Source organism: Paraburkholderia silvatlantica (assembly GCF_003096715.1).
Classification (GTDB): domain Bacteria; phylum Pseudomonadota; class Gammaproteobacteria; order Burkholderiales; family Burkholderiaceae; genus Paraburkholderia; species Paraburkholderia silvatlantica.
Genome location: NZ_QEOL01000013.1, coordinates 183,900 through 200,963 on the forward strand (window position 1 = coordinate 183,900; position 17,064 = coordinate 200,963).

The window sequence follows — 17,064 nt, forward strand, 5'->3', positions numbered from 1 at the left end:
AATCCGGCAAATGACATGACGTCGCTCGACCACGTCGACCTGAATCTGCTGCGAGTATTCAACGCGATCATCGAGGAACGCAGCCTCACGCGGGCCGGACAGCGCCTCGCACTGTCGCAGCCTGCCGTCAGCTACGCGCTCGGGCGGCTGCGCACCTTGTTCGACGATCCGCTTTTCATTCGCACGCGCGTCGGCATGCAGCCCACGCCGATCGCGCTGGAGCTGGCGGGCATCGTCGGCCGCGCGCTTGACACCGTGCGCGAGGCGTTGCGCTACGCCGAGCGGTTCGATCCGCGCGTGAGTACACGCACGTTCCGGCTATCGCTGTCGGATGCGGGGGAACTGGCGTATCTGCCGCCGATCTGCGAGGCACTCCACCGGCTGGCGCCGCAGGTGCGTCTGCGCATCGAGCCGACGCCCGTCGAACAGATCGAGGAGGCACTGCGGGTGAGTCGTCTCGACTTCGCGATCGGCAATCTGCCGGAATTGGCCGCGCACACGCGGCACCGGCTGCTGTTCGACGAGACGTACGTGTGCATGACGCGCAGGCGTCGCGGCTTACCGCGCGGGCCGCAGATCGATCTCGCGTCGTTCACGGCCGCGACGCACGTGCAGGTGCTTTCCGTCGAGCACAGCCATCATGCGTTGGAGGATGCATTTCGCGCGAACGGCGTGGGCCGCAACACGGTGCTGGAACTGCCGCACTTCGTCGCATTGCCGAGCGTGCTGGCCGTGACGGGCTATTACGCGACACTGCCGCGCCGGCTCGCGCAGATATTCAATCGCGGCGGCGAATTCCGGATCTACGATCTGCCTGTGGAGTTGCCTGGCGCCGCCGTGACGATGCACTGGCACGAGAACTTTGATGGAGACGAAGGCAACGTGTGGCTGCGCGAGCTTATGACGGACATCGTGCGCACGTTCGACCGCCTGCCGGACAGGCGCGCCTAGAGATCGAGCACGAGGGCGGGGCTGCGCGAGCGGGATACGCAGCAGCAGATCGTCTTGCCGCTTGCGCGTTCGGACTGGCTCAGGCAATGGTCGCGATGCTCGGGCTCGCCGTCGAGGACATCGACCATGCAAGTGCCGCATATGCCTTCGCCACATGACGTGTCGATCTCGATGCCGATCGACGCGAGCGCGTCGACGATCGATACGTCCGCGCTCACGTGCACGGTCCGGCCGTCGCGGGCGAGGCGCAGATCGAAGGCGCCGGTCGTTTGCGTGGCGTCGATGCCGGCGCGGGCGTCGGCATGAGCGGTATCGGCGGCGAAGCGCTCGAAGTGGATTGCGTCAGCGGGAACACGACGTCCGGCGGCATCGATCACCTGATCCATGAATGGCGCGGGGCCACACGTATAGACCTGCGCGTCCGCGTCGCAGCCGGCGAGGAAATCGCCAAGCGTTGCATCGAGGTCGCCGGGCTCGATGCCGCAATGGAGCCGCAGATGACCGGCAAACGGCGGGCGGCGCAAGAGCGGCAGGAAAGCCGCGTGTTGCTCGCTGCGCACGAAATAGTGCAAGACGAACGGCGCCGCGTCGCGCGCGAGCCGGTAAGCCATGCTGACGAGCGGCGTTACGCCGATGCCGGCGCCGACCAGCACATGCAGGCTGGCGCGAGGCGCGAGACGAAAGCGGTTGCGCGGCACGCCGACGGTTAGCTGTGATCCGATCTTGACGTGCTCGTGGAGCGCACGCGATCCGCCACGCGACGCAGATTCATGCTTGACGGCGAAGACGTGCCGATGAGTGTCGTCGGGGTCGCCGCATAGCGAGTATTGCCGCACGATGCCGGAGGGCCCGGTCACGTCGATGTGCGCGCCGGCTTCGTAGCTGCCGAACGGCGCGCCGTCGACGCGGGCGACGACGAACGAGCGGATGCCGGGCGCTTCATCGTGGATCGCTTCGACGCGAACCGGGTGAGTCGAGGATTTCATGGGCGTGATGAGCGAATGTTGCGCGATTGCGTTCTGTTCCATGCGTACGCAGCGTAGCGGCCCGCCCGGTGTTTGGCTAATCGATAATAAAAGGCTTGCATTATCAATTAGCCTGATGATGGTGCGGCGGCGTCGACCCGGACCGACTGGCATCGATCACACCGTTTAATTAATGCAGAATCCTGTTTATCCATCGTCATTTATCCACCCCCTTATCGAGAACCAACGCAGTCTCGCGCGGCGCTTCATGGGGCATGCAGACCTCTGCCGCGAGCCCCGCCATGCGCGGATACCGACCCAGCACAAGTGGATCGTTCCCCGGTACGACGTGATCGGCGGAATCTGCGTAACGCATGCAGGTTATATGGTTTTGTCGCGGCAAGGATCGAGGGGTGAGCGATATCGATATGCGAAGTACTACTTAGTCGGAGCTGAACAATCGTGCGAGGCGTATGCAGCAAGGCTGTGAAGCCGAAACGGTGTTGTTGGATTTGCGAGAAGTGGGCATATTGATGCGTGAATCCTGCAAATCCTGACGAGGTGTGGATGGGTCCGAAGATGCCGGTGCCAGAGGGAGATTTCTTCCGCCAACTACTGCGCGAGCAAATCAACTTGAAGCATCCGTTGGTTCGCCTCGCCGATCTGATCGACTGGGAGCGGTTGAACGCGGCGATGAGCGCGAGCTTCGTGTCGCACCGGGGCTGCCCGGCAACGTCGCCGCGCCTTATCGCTGGGCTGCTGTATTTGCAGCACGCGTTCGATCTGTCGGATGAAGAGGTCCTTTGGCAATGGCTTGAGAATCCGTACTGGGTGCGCCGGGAGATCGGCAAGGCGTAGGTGGTGAGAGTCCACTACGATGAAGGCATAGCGCGCCACATCGCCCCCGAGCCGTGCGCGGGCATCCGCGAGGCGGTCAGCGAAGCGTCGGCAGGGGAATGTGTAGGCCAGCCTATAAGGAACCTCCATGATTTAGCAAGATAGGTTTGCGGGAATCGACGATGCTCCTTTGTCATTGCGCTGTCGGAGTACTGGCAGGAACGGCGACGAGACAGACTGCATGCCTATAAACGTACATGGACTCCCGCCTATGAGCAAGATCGGTGTGCATTTTGAAGGTCTCGACTGCGTCCGTACATTCGGCTTTTTGATGTGCCTGCCATCAGCACGATTTCTCACGAGCAGCCGTCGACTCTTCATCTCTGGGCGTAAATCAACACCCGGTTCTCCTTCACCAGCCTTGCGCGCGACATGCGATTTTAGCGACACAAACATCGCTGAAGTTCATCTAATAACCACCGTCCGGCGACTCCGGGAGCATGGTCTCGTCGATGGGCTGCATAGATCGTCAATCCCTCACGTGGGGTTGGGTCGTTTTCAATCTCGATACGAGTAAGGTGTCCGTTAGCAATGGGTTCGCTGACAAGATGACCTGGCATGCGGCACCATCCAAAGCCTGCCAGAAGGAAATCCAGACGCCTCCCGAGGTCGACGAAGCGCCACAACCTGGCGCTTGATAGCCCATAAGACGCGCCATTCGTTTCAACCGGGTCCGAAAGCACGAGTTGGGTATGGGATTCAAGGTCGCTTCGCGTGGCTGGCCTCCCAAGTGAGGCTAGTGGATGTTCGGGCGCAACGACCGGAACCATGTCGATGCGTAGCAGCGGATACGCAACGATGTCCTCCGGCACGGCGGGAAGCAGCAAACAAATAGCCAGCGCGGCAGAATCATTGCGCAAGCGACGCAAGGCGCCTCCGAGACCTTCTGTCGTAAAGCTAACGGGAAGGTCGGGATAGGTATTGCGCAGCCGATGCAGGCTTTCGATCAACGGTGCGGTCGGCACCAGTGGATCAATCGCAAGAGCGAGTTCGGCCTCCAGGCCAGTCCGGTTGCTTGCTGCGACCGCCTCGAAGCGCGTCGCGCTGGCCAGTACCAGACGCGCCTGCTCGACAAGCACTTGTCCAATATCCGTGAGTCGTGGCCGATGACCACTTCGGTCGAACAGGCGGACGCCTTGCAATTCCTCCAGGGTGGCAACTGCCTGGCTGATGGCCGATTGCGCGCGACGAAGCTTGCGGGCAGCAGCCGAGAAGCTACCCGCGTCTGCGATTGCCACCAACACACGCAGATGGTCCAGGCTAAGAGTGCCGAGTGCCATGCATCACATAAACCGATAGAAAGTATAAAAATTATATCTCTTCCTCTGAAGGTTGGCCGCCCCCAAACTCTGCGTATGCAGCCAACTTACTTCATCAACCACGGCGGCGGCCCTTGCTTCTTTCTTGAGCCCGGCCCGATGCGTGCCGCCTGGAACGAGCTAGAGACCTATCTGGGGGATTTCGCCAGCACGCTGTCGGAACGTCCGTCTTCCATCCTTGTCGTTTCGGGACACTGGGAGGAAGAGTGTCCGACCGTGAATGCGGGCGCTGCCCCGTCGCTGCTTTTCGATTACGGCGGGTTTCCCGACTACACGTACCGGCTGACATGGCCTGCGCCCGGTGCACCGGAGCTTGCGACCCGTGTCCGCGAACTGCTCGGTGCCGCTGGCATAGTGAGCGCGATGGATGACCGGCGCGGCTGGGATCACGGGGTGTTCGTCCCCATGAAGGTCATGTTTCCCGACGCGGACATTCCCGTGCTGCAACTTTCGATGCAGCACGGGCTTGACCCCGCCACCCATCTTGCCGTCGGTCGCGCCTTGAAGCCGCTGCGCGACGAGAGCGTGCTCATTGTCGGTAGCGGACAGACCTACCACAACATGCGCAGCTTTTCGGGCGAGAGTCGCTCGGACCCTGACGCAGAAGCCTTTGACGCCTGGCTGTGCACGGCGATGGTGGATGGCGCCACCCGCGATCATGCACTGCTCCACTGGGAACAGGCGCCCGGTGCGCGCTACGCCCAGCCGCGCGAAGACCATTTGCTTCCGCTGATGATCGCCGCCGGGGCAGCATCCGGCGAACCGGGGCACATCGACTTTCATGGCCAGGCACTTGGAAAGCCCATGTCCGGCTTTCGCTTTGGCTGACATCCACTTTGACACTTCAAAGAAAATCCATGACCAAACTACTCGTTGTTGAAACCAGTCCTCGCACTGATTCCTCGATCTCGCGCAATATGACGCGCCATTTCGTCGCGCACTGGCAGGCCGTGCATCCCGATGGCGAGATCGTCGAGCGCGATCTTGCGAATACGGATCTGGCCTTTGTCACGGCGCCGTGGTTGCAGGCATACTTCACGTCGCCCGAGCAGCATTCGCCCGCGATGAAGGACACACTGCGCGTGTCCGATGAACTCGTCGCCGAACTGCTGGGTGCCGACCACATCGTTATTGCCACGCCGGTCTACAACTACAACGTCCCAGCCGTGCTGAAGGCGTGGATCGACCACATCGTGCGCAAGGGCATGACACTGGGGTTCGACGGAAAGGGCCTGGTCACCAGCAAAAAGGCGACGGTGCTACTGGCGTCGGGCGGCGTTTACACCGAGGGCTCGCCGATCCGCGATCGCGACATCGCGACCCAGTACTTGAAGCTGATCCTCAACGTGATCGGGATCACGGATGTGACGATCGTCGCGGGCGGCGGCGCCAAAGCCGTCGATCTGGGCGAGGAGACGATGGAGGGCTTCGTCGGGAAGCTTGACTCCAGTCTCTTGCATGCGGCAGCCGCCTGAAAGAACGGCCGTTCTACGAGGGAGGGGATACCTATAGGGGGGCGAGTGCGGGTAACCCGCCGTTGCAATCGAATTTCAGTTTGTCGTTCACCGACGTACTGACCTCGCCTGCAGCCGCGGCGGCAGGGCAGGCCGTGCAGGTTAAGTTCGGCTGGCAGGTCGACGGCGAGTATTACGTCAACAGTTGGCAGTACGGTCAGGTTCTTGCCGATCAATGTCTGTTCTCGCAGACAAAGCTGCCTGACGGAGACATTCGCCGGTTGACCGCTCCGGGTCGGGTTATGCCTTACGCATGAAGCGCGCCACCGAGACGATCGGCGCGCTCGGCCGTAGGGCACTTCGGCCAGCTACGGTCGTTCACCCGAGGCCCAGTTCAGCCATTCAAGCGTCTCTCCCAAGTCAAATAAGAGACATTGCCCGCAGGCGGCGCGCGTTCGTAGACGGGAGTTGTCAGTGCCTAGAAGGGCGTGTGCCAAGTGCCCCTTATCCGCGAATTTGACACAGACGGCTACCTCTTCGCGAGCCATCGTGGCGTGCACGGAGGGAAGCCAATCAAAATTGCTTGCCCTCAGGCAAGGGTTCGGATTGAGCTACTGATACCCCGTGCGCAATCGATCACGGCGGGCGCCAGGCGTGCCTCCGCTTCCGCCGGCGTCCACCGGCTCGTCGGTGCGACGACATGAACCGCACCGACCGGTCGACGCTCCCCGTCGAGCACAGGCGCCGCCATCGTCATATCGCCGATAAAAAGTTCCTCGCGGTTCGACGCATAGCCATTGCGCCGCCCAAGCACGAGCTGCGCCTCAATCTCGTCGAGGTCCGTCACGGTGTACTGCGTATGCGCGACACGGTCGCTGGCTAACAGCAGCGTGCGTGACTCGGCTTCCGGAAGCGCCGCGAGATAGGCCCGCCCGGACGCCGTGCAGTACATCGGAATGCGGCTGCCGATCGGCATGTGAATCGGCACGAATTTCATACACACGAACCGCGCTACGTAGACCATGTCGACACCATCCGGCTCGGTCAGATTGGTCGTCTCGCCGGTGACATTGGTAAGTTCGGAGAGAAACGGGTTCGCGACGTCGATCAGCGTATCGGCGGCCAGATAATTAAATCCGATCTGCATCACGCGCGGCGCCAGTTGATATCGCCGGGTACGCGGATGCTTTCTCACATACCCGAGTTTCTCCAGCGTGTAGATCATGCGCTGCGCGGAGCTTTTGGTGATGGATGTCGCCTCCGCGACTTCCGGCAGCGTCATTGACCTTCGTTGTGCGCTGAACGCGCGCAACACCGCGATTCCCTTCTCCAGCGACTGATTGAACAGCGCGTCCGGCGTTTCTTCGGGTTCCGGGAGCGCTTCCGTCTGTTCGCCGAATTGCCTGCGTGCCATGGATTCACCCAATTGATCTCATCTGTTGTCGACTTTAACATATCGAATATCGATACGCAAATTTCGTTTGTCGATCTTTTTGATTCGAATATCATGGTTTAAATGATGGGTACCGATACCCCGATCTGCCATCGTCAACTCGTGGAGAGACTCATGTTCCAGTTCGTCAAACGCTTTGCCAGTGTCTTTGCAACAGGGTTGTTGCTCGCCGGTGCGCCGGCTTTCTCGGCGGCCGCTCCCACCTACGAGGTTGGCGCGACGGCCACCGGTGTGCCGTTCACCTTTCTCGACGTGAAGAGCAATTCGATTCAAGGCCTTCTGGTCGATGCGATTACCGCAACGGGCAAGGCTGCGGGCTTCGACGTGAAGATCGAACAGACCACGTTCTCATCGCTGATTCCGTCGCTGACCACGAAGAAGATCGACATTATCTCGGCGGCCATGCTGAAGACACCGGCACGCGAGCAGGTCGTCGACTTCTCCGACACCGTGTACTCCTACGGCGAAGGCCTGATCGTGCGCGCCGACGACAAAGGCCAGTACACCTCGATGGACGACCTCAAAGGCGAAGTCGTGGGCGCGCAAGTCGGCACCGCGTTCGTCGACGCGTTGAACAAGAAAGGCATCTACAAGGAAGTGCGGACCTACGACTCAGTCGCCGACATCATGCGTGACGTCGCACTCGGGCGCATCAAGGCGGGCTTCGGCGATCAACCGATTCTGGCTTACCAGCTTCAGCACAATCCGAATCCGCAATTGCGTCTCGTCGCCGGATACCAGCCGTCGGTGAAAGGCAAGTTGTGTTTCGTCGTGCGCAAGGGCGACACGGCGATGCTGGAGCAACTGAACACCGGCATCAAAAAGATCAAGGCCGACGGCACGCTGACGCAGATCATCAAGAAATGGCAGGTGGAATGACGTGACGTCATTGTCAGAATAAGGACGCTTCGCCATGTTCCTTCAGAACGCCTTTGAGTTTCTGCCCATTCTGCTGAAAGGCGCGGTCGTCACGATCGAGATCACGTTCTGCTCGTTCGTTCTGAGCACCGTGCTCGGCCTGGCGCTCGCGCTGATGCGCGTGTCACAGAACCGCGTCGTATCGAACGCCGCCGCAACTTTCATCAACGTGATTCGCGGGCTGCCGATCATCGTTCAGCTCTTCTATATTTACTTTGTGCTGCCCGATCTCGGCGTGCAGCTGTCGGCGTTTCAGGCGGGCTTCATCGGTCTCGGCGTCGCCTATTCGGTATATCAGGCGGAGAATTTTCGCGCGGGCATCCAGGCGATCGACCACGGGCAGATCGAAGCGGCGCAGTCCATCGGCATGCGCGGCGCGATGATCATGCGGCGCGTGGTGTTGCCGCAGGCGTTCCGGATCGCCTTGCCGCCGTATGGCAATACCCTGGTGATGATGCTCAAGGACTCGTCGCTCGCCTCGACGATCACCGTCGCCGAAATGACGCGCGCCGGACAACTGATCGCCTCGTCGACATTTCAGAACATGACGGTATTCACGCTGGTCGCGCTGCTCTACCTCGCGCTCAGCCTGCCGCTCGTCTATGGCTTGCGGCGAATCGAACGCCGCCTCGGATTGAAGGGAAAACGATGATCAAGGTCGACTCCATTCACAAGCGCTTTCACGATCAGCACGTGCTGAAGGGTGTCAGCCTGAGCGTCGAGCGCGCTCAGGTGGTGTGCCTGATCGGTCCATCGGGCTCCGGCAAATCGACACTGCTTCGGTGCATCAACGGACTGGAGCGGCACGACGCCGGCACGATCACCGTCGAAGGCAACCCCGTCGATGCGAAGTCAAAGCAGATCCATAACCTGCGCGCGCAGGTCGGCATGGTGTTCCAGCGCTTCAATCTGTTTCCGCATCGCACCGCGCTGGAAAACGTTTTCGAGGGTCCCGTGTTCGTCAAGAAGGAAATGCGTGCCCAGGCCCGCGAGCGGGCGCGGCATCTGCTCGACAAGGTCGGTCTTTCGCACCGGATGGACGCTTACCCGGCCGAAATGTCGGGCGGCCAGCAACAGCGCGTGGCGATTGCGCGCGCGCTGGCCATGGAACCGAAAGCGATCCTGTTCGACGAGCCGACCTCAGCACTGGACCCGGAACTGGTCGGTGAAGTGCTCGGCGTGATGCGTCAGCTTGCCGACGACGGCATGACCATGATCGTCGTCACGCATGAAATGGGATTTGCACGCGAAGTGGCGGACCGCGTCTGCTTTCTTCACGACGGCATGATCCATGAGGAAGGGTCTGCCGCCGATCTGTTCGAACGTCCGCGCAATCCGCGCACTCGCGAGTTTCTCGGCAAGATGCCTGCGCTTACCGAAGCATCCCGGATTTGAGTACCACTATGAGCCTGGTTGAAGTTGCAAAACCGTTGCCCCCCTCGCTCTGGGCGGCAACGGCGGAACCGGCTGTCGACGCGCCGCCGCTCGACGGCTCGGTCACGGTCGACGTGGCGATCGTCGGCGCCGGTTATACGGGTTTATCGACGGCCTTGCATCTGGCGGAACAGGGCCTGCGCGTCTGCGTGATCGACGCCAATGAGCCCGGCTGGGGTGCCTCTGGCCGCAACGGCGGCCAGGTGATACCAGGTCTGAAATACGATCCCGACGAACTCATCCGGCGCTACGGTCCAGGCGACGGTGCCGCGCTTATACAGATGGCGGGCGGCGCCGCGGATACGGTTTTCGATCTGATCGAGCGCCACCGCATTCAGTGCAACGCGACGCGCGCCGGCTGGATTCAACCTACTCATTCGAGCAAGCTGCTCGGCACGGTGCACACTCGGGCGCAACAGTGGGCGTCGCGCGGTGCGCCGGTCGAACTGCTCGACCGTACGCAGGTATCGAGGCGGCTCGGCACGGGCTCATTCGTTGGCGGCTGGGTCGATCGGCGCGCGGGCAGCGTGCAGCCGCTGAGCTACGCGCGCGGCCTCGCGCGCGCGGCGCAAAAGGCAGGCGCGACGGTCCACGGCGGAACCCGTGCCGCGAGCGTCGAGCGCGGCACGGCAGGCTGGCGAATTCGCACGGCGCATGGCCCGCTGATCGATTCCAGACAGATCCTGCTGGCCACCAACGGTTATACCGATGGCCTGTGGCCACGCCTTGCCCAATCGGTGATCGCGGCGAATAGCTTCATCGTCGCAACGAAACCGCTGCCCGACGATGTCGGTGCCACGATTCTGCCAGGCGGCGAGGTGGCTTCCGATTCGCGGCGCCTGCTGCTTTATTTCCGCAAGGATGCGCATGGGCGTCTGCTAATGGGTGGACGCGGACCGTTTCGCGAGCCGCGCAATGCGGTGGACTGGGCCCATCTCGAGCGCGCGGCGCAGTTGATGTTTCCACAACTGAAGGACATCGGATACGAATACCGGTGGGCCGGCCGCATCGCCATTACACGCAATTTCCTGCCGCACGTGCATCTGCCGGCCGAGGGCATGACGATCGCGCTCGGTTACAACGGACGCGGCATTGCGATGGCGACGACCTTGGGCAAGCATCTGGCTGCTTTGATCGGCGGGACAACACGCGGTTTACCGCTGCCGCCCACGTCGATCGAGCCCGTTCCGTTTCACGCGCTGCAGCGGTTTTATATCAGTGCGGGCGTGGCGTGGTACGGACTGCTCGATGCGCTTTCCTGAGCACACGTTTAAGGACATCCAGTGAAGCCAGCACATCTTCGTTTGAATCCACACGCGCTTGAGGTCAGCGTGCGATGCCAACGCCTGCGCCGATGTGTAGCATGCTTGTCCAGATGACCGGTGAACCTTATAAGCGGACATCGAGGGACCGCAGAATCGGATGGCGGAACTGGGTCGCTTTATGTCCTCTGCATGAAAGGCCGCGCCCGCGGTGATCGCCACGCTCGGTCGTCGGGCGCTAGCCGGCCAACAAGGGGCATCGACAGTCCGCAAACGTACGACCGCTTGCGGGCTGAAAGCTGACACGCACTCATGCCGCAAATCGCTGTCGTCCAGGCGCGCGACGCCTGCTTCCATGGCTAACCATTCTGTCGCTCCGCGAGATTACTGAATCGTCTTGCGCGACTTTGCCGTCGTCACGTTGTGCGCGATCTCGGAGAGTCGCTTTTCGCCAAGCAATTGAAGGAACGTATTCTCTGCTGAACCCAGCACCTCGTCGATGTGGTGATTGACGGCCGCCTCGACCGGACAAGTGCGATTGTCGTCGGCCAGGCCAATCACAAACGGCGCGGTATGTCCAATGGCGTCGTAGATATCTCTCACCGTAAGATCGTTGAGGTCGCAAGCGAGTACCCAGCCTCCGCCCGGGCCACCCGTCGACTTTACATACCCCGATTCGCGTAGCGCGGCCATTGTCCGGCGAACAAGGACGGGGTTCGTGTGCAGCATCAGCGCAATCGTCTCCGAGGTGCTCGCGCCTCCGCGAAGATGCATGTGGATGAGGATGTGCAGAAGTCGAGCCAGTCGGGTATCGCGTTGCATATTCGGAAGCGTGGTAATTCGTAACTTTTGATGTTACGCTATATCCCGCTTCTAGTGTGCAACCGTCTTTGCCAGAGCAACCATGACCGCATACCGTCAAACCTTTATTGAAGCAAACGGAATTCGCCTGCACGTTGCTGAACAGGGCGACGGCCCATTGGTGCTCCTTTGTCACGGCTTCCCTGAAACCTCGCATGCCTGGCGTTATCAAATGGCGGCACTTGCGCACGCCGGCTTTCGCGCAATGGCACCGGATCTGCGTGGCTACGGATTAAGCGAATGTCCGACGGCAGCCGGTCAGTACACGACATGGGATGTTGTCGGTGACCTGGTGGCGCTCGTCGACATTCTCGGAGAACGCGACGCAGTTGTTGTGGGAAACGATTGGGGGGCAACCATTGCCTGGCAAGCCGCGTTGCTTCGGCCCGACCGCTTTCGCGCTGTCGTTGCGCTTGGGGTGCCAATGATGGGCCGCGCACCGATGGCGCCGAGCCGGCTTTTTCCGCAGACCGATCAAACGAGGTTCTATACGCATTACTTTTCCGAACCTGGGTTGGCCGAAACCGAACTTGAGCGTGACGTTGCCACGACATTGCGCAAAATCTATTTCTCCGCATCGGGCGACGTCGGAGTCCGCGACGCGAATACGCCCAATCCATTCGGACTGGTGCCGCGCAGTGGTGGACTTCTTGACTCGCTGATTGATCCACCTTCGTTGCCGGCGTGGCTCGCACCTGCCGACCTCGACAAGTTTGTGCAAGCATTCAGCATTTCCGGCTTTCGCGGTGGATTGAATTACTACCGCAACCTCGACCGTAATTGGGAACTGCAATCGGCTCTGGAGGGCCTGCTCGTCGAGGTTCCGGCCCTGTACCTTGTCGGCGAGCGAGACACAGGTCTCGCAATGCCAGGCATGCAGGAAATTATTGGCGACATGCCCCAGATCGTCCCCGGGCTGTCGGCCACTCGAGTCGTTCCGCGAGCAGGGCATTGGCTGCAACAGGAGGCGCCCGATTTCGTCAACGCGGCATTGATTGAGTTTCTCCGCGATCTTTGATGTACACCGGCGCGATCTGACGGTTCAACGACTGTTAGCGGCCATTCCGCCCGCAGAACGGTATGTCGGAAAAGGGTCGGGTTATGCCTCTTGCATGAAGCGCGCCTCCGAGGTTATCGGCGCGTGCGGCCGCGGGGCACAGTGCGGCCACAACCCGCCGTTCGTCAGTTCATCCACGAGGTCGTTTGCATGGCCGATTCGCTCCACGGCTTCAACCGGTTCGATGCAGCACGCCCAAACCATTGCCTGTGGTTACGATGTTTTTGCCCTCGCGTGCTATACATATTGAAGCGCGACAAGAGACGTGATGTGCATGATGAGTCATGCATGCGCCGTTAACAAACGTCACTGTATTTCGATCCGGTGGATGTGCACACAGACGTTCGACGCACTTCGTCCAGCTTTCTCTATGGAACGGCGCGAAACGCTGCGGGCGCTGGTCTGACTGCAGACGCCGTGATTCATTCGCGCTCAGGCCGCTCCTTTTGCGGAGCCGGTCAGGCGGGGAGGATTCGAAATGGCGGTGAAACATGTCGCTTACTGGTCTGGGTTCTCGTTGGTTGTCCTGTCGATCTGGCGGCTCGTTCCTCGCGCAGTCTGATTCGGACAAAACCCCATTGGTCAAGACCAAGCCGGTTGGTTGTCTGTATCCGTTGCGCGGGCAGCCTTGTGTCAACGACAGGCCCTTCTATTCTTCCCGGCGGCTGCTACTTGCGACAACAGCCGCTTTTCCTCTCGTGCTTGTTTCCACCCCTGCCTACGCAGACGGTACGGGCGGAGATAACAGCGCCGCATTGGGAGGATCGTCAGGCATAAACGGCGGCGCGGGCGGTGGCGGCGGCGTGAATGGCGTCGGCGGCGCGAACACTGGCTCCAATGTCGCTGCCGGATCGAACGGCAACGCCAATGGCAGCGGCGGCGCGGGAAGCGCCGGCAACGCGGCAGTGGGTGGTACGGCGGGCGCAGGCGGTGCCGGCGGGACAGCCGGCACCGCCGCCAGCCCGACCGGGGGCAACGGCGAAAACGGCGGAGACGCGTCGTGCGGCCTCTGTCTTGCCGGACTCGGCGCGGGCGGTGGCGGTGGCGGTGGCGACGGCTTTGTTGGCGCGACATTAAACGGCGTAAGCGGCACGATCACTGGCGGCAACGGTGGCAATGGTGGCAACGCCACCAGTTCTGCATTCACTACCGGCGCGGACGGCGGCAGCGGCGGCGGCGGCGGCGCAGGCTCGGTGCTCTCTGGCAGCGGCAGCACGGGCACCGCTGCAAACATCACGGGTGGCGCAGGTGGCAGCGGCGGCACGGGAATCAGCATAGGCGGCGCCGGATTCGGCGGCGGCGGCGGCTCAGGCCTTGTCGACACTGGCGTCAACGTCACGAACAGCTTTTCCATTACCGGCGGCAACGGCGGCAACGGGGGAAACGGAGCGCAGGCCGGCACCGGCCGGGCCGGCGGGGCAGGCGGCGCGGGTGTTTCCGGCTCTTCATTCACGCTGACTAACACCGGTACGATTCAGGGTGGACGCGGCGGCAGTACCGGCGCCAATGGCACGGGGACCGGCACCGGCACGACCGCGGTGGGCGGCGTGGGCATTCAGGGCTCCAACCTTCAGATCGTCAACGGCGGCATGATTGCCGGTGGCGTAAGCGGTGATGGCAGCACGCGCGCGAATGCCATTACTTTCACGAGCGGCAACAACAGCCTGCAACTGCAATTGGGGTGGAACTTCGTGGGGAACGTGGTCGGCTCGAACGGCACCACGAACACGCTGATCCTCGGCGGCGATACGACGGATCTGACCAGCGATCCTGCGGGGACCTCTGCGTCGACCGTCTTCGCGTTGTCGCAGATAGGAACGACATTTCAGGGATTCACGGTATTCCAGAAGGCAGGCGCGGGTACCTGGGCGCTGATCGGTTCCACTTCGGCGTCGACTCCCTGGACCATTTCGGCCGGCACGCTGCAACTGGGCGACGGCACCACCAATGGCTCGATCTCGGGCGATGTCGCCGACAACGCCACCCTAGCCTTCGATCCCGCCTCCGGGATGATGATCACCGCATCCGGCGCGATCTCGGGCACCGGCCAGGTCCAGCAGATCGGTACCGGTGTCACCGTACTGAGTGGCGTGAACACCTACACCGGCGGTACCACGATCAGTGCCGGCACGTTGCAGGTTTCGGCCGACAGCAATCTCGGCGCATCGACAGGTGCGCTCGCATTCAACGGCGGAACGTTGAACACAACCGCGACCTTCGCCTCGTCGCGTGCCACCACGCTGGGTACAGGAGGCGGAACATTCGACGTCAGTCCCAGCACCACACTGACGATGGGCGGCGTTATCTCCGGCGCAGGCGCGCTCACGAAGATTGACAGCGGCACGTTGTTGCTGACCGGCGCGGATACTTACAGCGGCGGCACAACGATCAGCGGCGGCACGCTGCAACTGGGCGACGGCACCACCAATGGTTCGATCACCGGCAATGTCACCAATAACGCCACGCTCGCGTTCGACCCCGCTTCTGGCTCAACGATCACCGAATCCGGCGTGATTACCGGCAGCGGCCAGTTGCAACAGACCGGCACCGGCACCACCGTGCTGACCGCCTTGAACACCTACACCGGTGGCACGACGATCAGCGCCGGCACGCTGCAACTGGGCAACGGCACCACCAACGGCTCGATCGCTGGCAACATCACCGACAACGCTACGCTTGCCTTCGACCCGGCCTCCGGCACGACGATAACGGAAGCAGGCGGGATCTCCGGCACCGGACAGGTCCAGCAGCTCGGCACGGGCACCACCGTACTGAGCGGCGTGAACACCTACACTGGTGGCACCACGGTCAACGCCGGCACGCTGCAACTGACCAACGGGAGCGCCGCGGGCACGGGCACGGTAACGGTGAACACCACCGCAGGCGACGCGACCCAAGGCCTGAATCTCGACTTCGCCAGCGCCGGCACCTTCGCCAACACACTGGCAGGCAGCGGCGACACCACCGTCGCAGCCGGCTCCGCCCTCACCACGCTCGCCGGCGCCAACGCCGGCTACACCGGTGACTGGCAGATCGCAGGCAGCGCCGCCATTGCACCGGCAAGCGCGACCTCGACCGCCAACCTCGGCTCCGGCACAGTCAACATCGCCTCGGGCGGCAGCCTCGCGGCCACCACCAGCGGGGCGTTCAGCTTCAGCAACGCCCTGACCGGCTCGGGCACGCTCTCCGCCTCCAACAGCGGACAGGCGTTCTCGTTCGGCCCGGCCACTGGCAGCACGTTCAGCGGAACGGTCGCGCTGTCGAACGACACCTTCGCGCTGTCGGGCAACACCACCACGGCGCTGACCCATGCAACGCTCGTGCTCGGCACGGGCAACGTGACCACGGTCGGCGACGGCAACCAGGCCATCGGCGCACTCACGTTCAACGGTGGCACCGCCGTGTTCGACGGCACTGCGCCCGGCCAGCAGGCCGCCACCAGTCTCATCACCACGGGTGCGCTCAATGTCAGCGGCACAGGCACGGTGCGCATCAACGTCCCGAATCCGTACGCGCCACCGGTGCCGACAGCGTCGGGTGGCCTCTCCCTGTTCCAGCAGAGCCATATCAGCAATGGCCTCGAACTGGTTTCAGCCACCAGCGTGACCGGCAACGCCAGCGGACTGACACTCGAAGACCAGAACGGCACGCCGGTCAGCGCCGTGCAGAACGTCGACATCCAGCAGAACGGCAACCTGGTCGCAATTGGTACGTACAACTACGCGCTAGGCACTGGCACGGCCAACAATGGCTTGTATGTCGGCTACACGCTGAAGCAGCTCGCGCTGCAGGCCGGCCAGAGCCTGACGCTGACCGAAGACCCTGGCGCCACCGGCGCGAATGCCGACATGGCCGCGCAGCTAACTGGCACCGGCAATCTGGTCATTGCCGCGAACAACGTCGTGTCACTGTCCAATACGGACAACACGTTCACCGGTACCACCCTGGTACAAACGGGCACGCTGCAGGCGAATGCCGCGAACGTGATTGCGTCTTCGAGCGCGGTCGATGTAGCGAGCACCTTCAACACGAACGGCTTCTCGCAATCGCTGAACAACCTGACGGGCGACGCGGCCGCGCTGGTCCTGCTATCCGGCAACGACGTGCTGACGCTCCACGGCAGCGGCACGCCAACCACATTCGCCGGCGCGATCACCGGCGCGGGAAGTCTCGTGCAGGCCAGCGGCACCGAAGTGTTGACCGGTGCGAACACGTACAGCGGTGGCACGACGATCAGCGGCGGCATGCTGCAACTGGGCGATGGCACCACCAATGGTTCGATCACCGGCAATGTCACCAATAACGCCACGCTCGCGTTCGACCCCGCTTCTGGCTCAACGATCACCGAATCCGGCGTGATTACCGGTAGCGGCCAGTTGCAACAGACCGGCACCGGCACCACCGTGCTGACGGGCGTGAATACCTACACCGGTGGCACGACGATCAGCGCCGGCACGCTGCAACTGGGCAACGGCACCACCAACGGCTCGATC

General features: G+C 62.2%; 14 protein-coding genes and 1 pseudogene. 11 read left to right on the forward strand and 4 right to left on the reverse strand.

Features of this window, described 5'->3' with window-relative positions:
- The first annotated feature begins 15 nt into the window (after positions 1-15).
- A complete protein-coding gene (locus C7411_RS18960) occupies positions 16-951 on the forward strand; it encodes a LysR family transcriptional regulator (protein ID WP_110385619.1) in 936 nt (311 codons plus the stop codon).
- Here the strand turns inward: C7411_RS18960 and C7411_RS18965 are convergent.
- Positions 948-1,937, reverse strand: coding sequence for a PDR/VanB family oxidoreductase (locus C7411_RS18965; protein WP_110385781.1), 990 nt, complete (start codon positions 1,935-1,937; stop codon positions 948-950). The two genes, C7411_RS18960 and C7411_RS18965, sit on opposite strands and share 4 nt — an antisense overlap.
- A gap of 546 nt (positions 1,938-2,483) precedes the next feature.
- Here C7411_RS18965 and C7411_RS18970 point away from each other — a divergent pair.
- A pseudogene (locus C7411_RS18970) lies at positions 2,484-2,747 on the forward strand (transposase); the annotation flags it as partial.
- A 446-nt stretch (positions 2,748-3,193) separates the two neighbouring features.
- Here the strand turns inward: C7411_RS18970 and C7411_RS18975 are convergent.
- On the reverse strand, positions 3,194-4,093 hold the full coding sequence (locus tag C7411_RS18975) for a LysR family transcriptional regulator (RefSeq protein WP_110385618.1): 900 nt from the start codon (positions 4,091-4,093) through the stop codon (positions 3,194-3,196).
- Positions 4,094-4,168: 75 nt separating this feature from the next.
- Between C7411_RS18975 and C7411_RS18980 the strand changes: the two genes are divergently transcribed.
- The 3 genes from C7411_RS18980 to C7411_RS18990 all read left to right on the forward strand — a co-directional run bounded on the left by C7411_RS18980 (position 4,169) and on the right by C7411_RS18990 (position 5,903).
- Complete coding sequence (locus C7411_RS18980; protein WP_110385617.1) at positions 4,169-4,960, forward strand: DODA-type extradiol aromatic ring-opening family dioxygenase; 792 nt, start codon at positions 4,169-4,171, stop codon at positions 4,958-4,960.
- 29 nt (positions 4,961-4,989) lie between these two features.
- Positions 4,990-5,607, forward strand: coding sequence for an FMN-dependent NADH-azoreductase (locus C7411_RS18985; protein WP_110385616.1), 618 nt, complete (start codon positions 4,990-4,992; stop codon positions 5,605-5,607).
- An 80-nt stretch (positions 5,608-5,687) separates the two neighbouring features.
- Positions 5,688-5,903 (forward strand): hypothetical protein, encoded by a 216-nt coding sequence (locus C7411_RS18990; protein WP_110385615.1) that lies wholly within the window; start codon positions 5,688-5,690, stop codon positions 5,901-5,903.
- Between the two features lie 272 nt (positions 5,904-6,175).
- Here C7411_RS18990 and C7411_RS18995 read toward each other — a convergent pair whose 3' ends face one another.
- Positions 6,176-7,000 carry an IclR family transcriptional regulator gene (locus tag C7411_RS18995; protein WP_110385614.1) on the reverse strand — a complete coding sequence of 275 codons (825 nt, stop codon included), beginning with the start codon at positions 6,998-7,000 and terminating at the stop codon, positions 6,176-6,178.
- Between the two features lie 153 nt (positions 7,001-7,153).
- On the opposite strand from C7411_RS18995, the gene C7411_RS19000 reads away from it, so the two are divergent.
- The 4 genes from C7411_RS19000 to C7411_RS19015 are packed head-to-tail and all read left to right on the forward strand — an operon-like array spanning position 7,154 to position 10,653.
- Positions 7,154-7,918 (forward strand): substrate-binding periplasmic protein, encoded by a 765-nt coding sequence (locus tag C7411_RS19000; RefSeq protein ID WP_110385613.1) that lies wholly within the window; start codon positions 7,154-7,156, stop codon positions 7,916-7,918.
- Positions 7,919-7,952: 34 nt separating this feature from the next.
- Entirely contained in the window at positions 7,953-8,609 is a 657-nt protein-coding gene (locus C7411_RS19005; protein WP_110385612.1) for an amino acid ABC transporter permease, read from the forward strand.
- The gene (locus C7411_RS19010) at positions 8,606-9,352 is read left to right on the forward strand and encodes an amino acid ABC transporter ATP-binding protein (RefSeq protein WP_110385611.1); all 747 of its coding nucleotides are present in this window, start codon (positions 8,606-8,608) and stop codon (positions 9,350-9,352) included. Before C7411_RS19005 ends, C7411_RS19010 begins: the two co-directional genes overlap by 4 nt.
- 8 nt (positions 9,353-9,360) lie before the next feature.
- Positions 9,361-10,653: an NAD(P)/FAD-dependent oxidoreductase gene (locus C7411_RS19015; protein ID WP_110385610.1), complete on the forward strand. Its 1,293-nt coding sequence runs from the start codon at positions 9,361-9,363 to the stop codon at positions 10,651-10,653.
- A 384-nt stretch (positions 10,654-11,037) separates the two neighbouring features.
- Here C7411_RS19015 and C7411_RS19020 read toward each other — a convergent pair whose 3' ends face one another.
- The gene (locus tag C7411_RS19020) at positions 11,038-11,475 is read right to left on the reverse strand and encodes an Rrf2 family transcriptional regulator (protein ID WP_110385609.1); all 438 of its coding nucleotides are present in this window, start codon (positions 11,473-11,475) and stop codon (positions 11,038-11,040) included.
- Between the two features lie 82 nt (positions 11,476-11,557).
- Here C7411_RS19020 and C7411_RS19025 point away from each other — a divergent pair, with 82 nt between their 5' ends.
- Both C7411_RS19025 and C7411_RS19030 read left to right on the forward strand, forming a co-directional pair.
- Positions 11,558-12,532 (forward strand): alpha/beta fold hydrolase, encoded by a 975-nt coding sequence (locus tag C7411_RS19025; RefSeq protein ID WP_110385608.1) that lies wholly within the window; start codon positions 11,558-11,560, stop codon positions 12,530-12,532.
- Positions 12,533-13,149: 617 nt separating this feature from the next.
- Positions 13,150-17,064 (forward strand): autotransporter-associated beta strand repeat-containing protein (locus C7411_RS19030; RefSeq protein ID WP_243413234.1); only part of this gene is annotated, 3,915 nt, incomplete at its 3' end.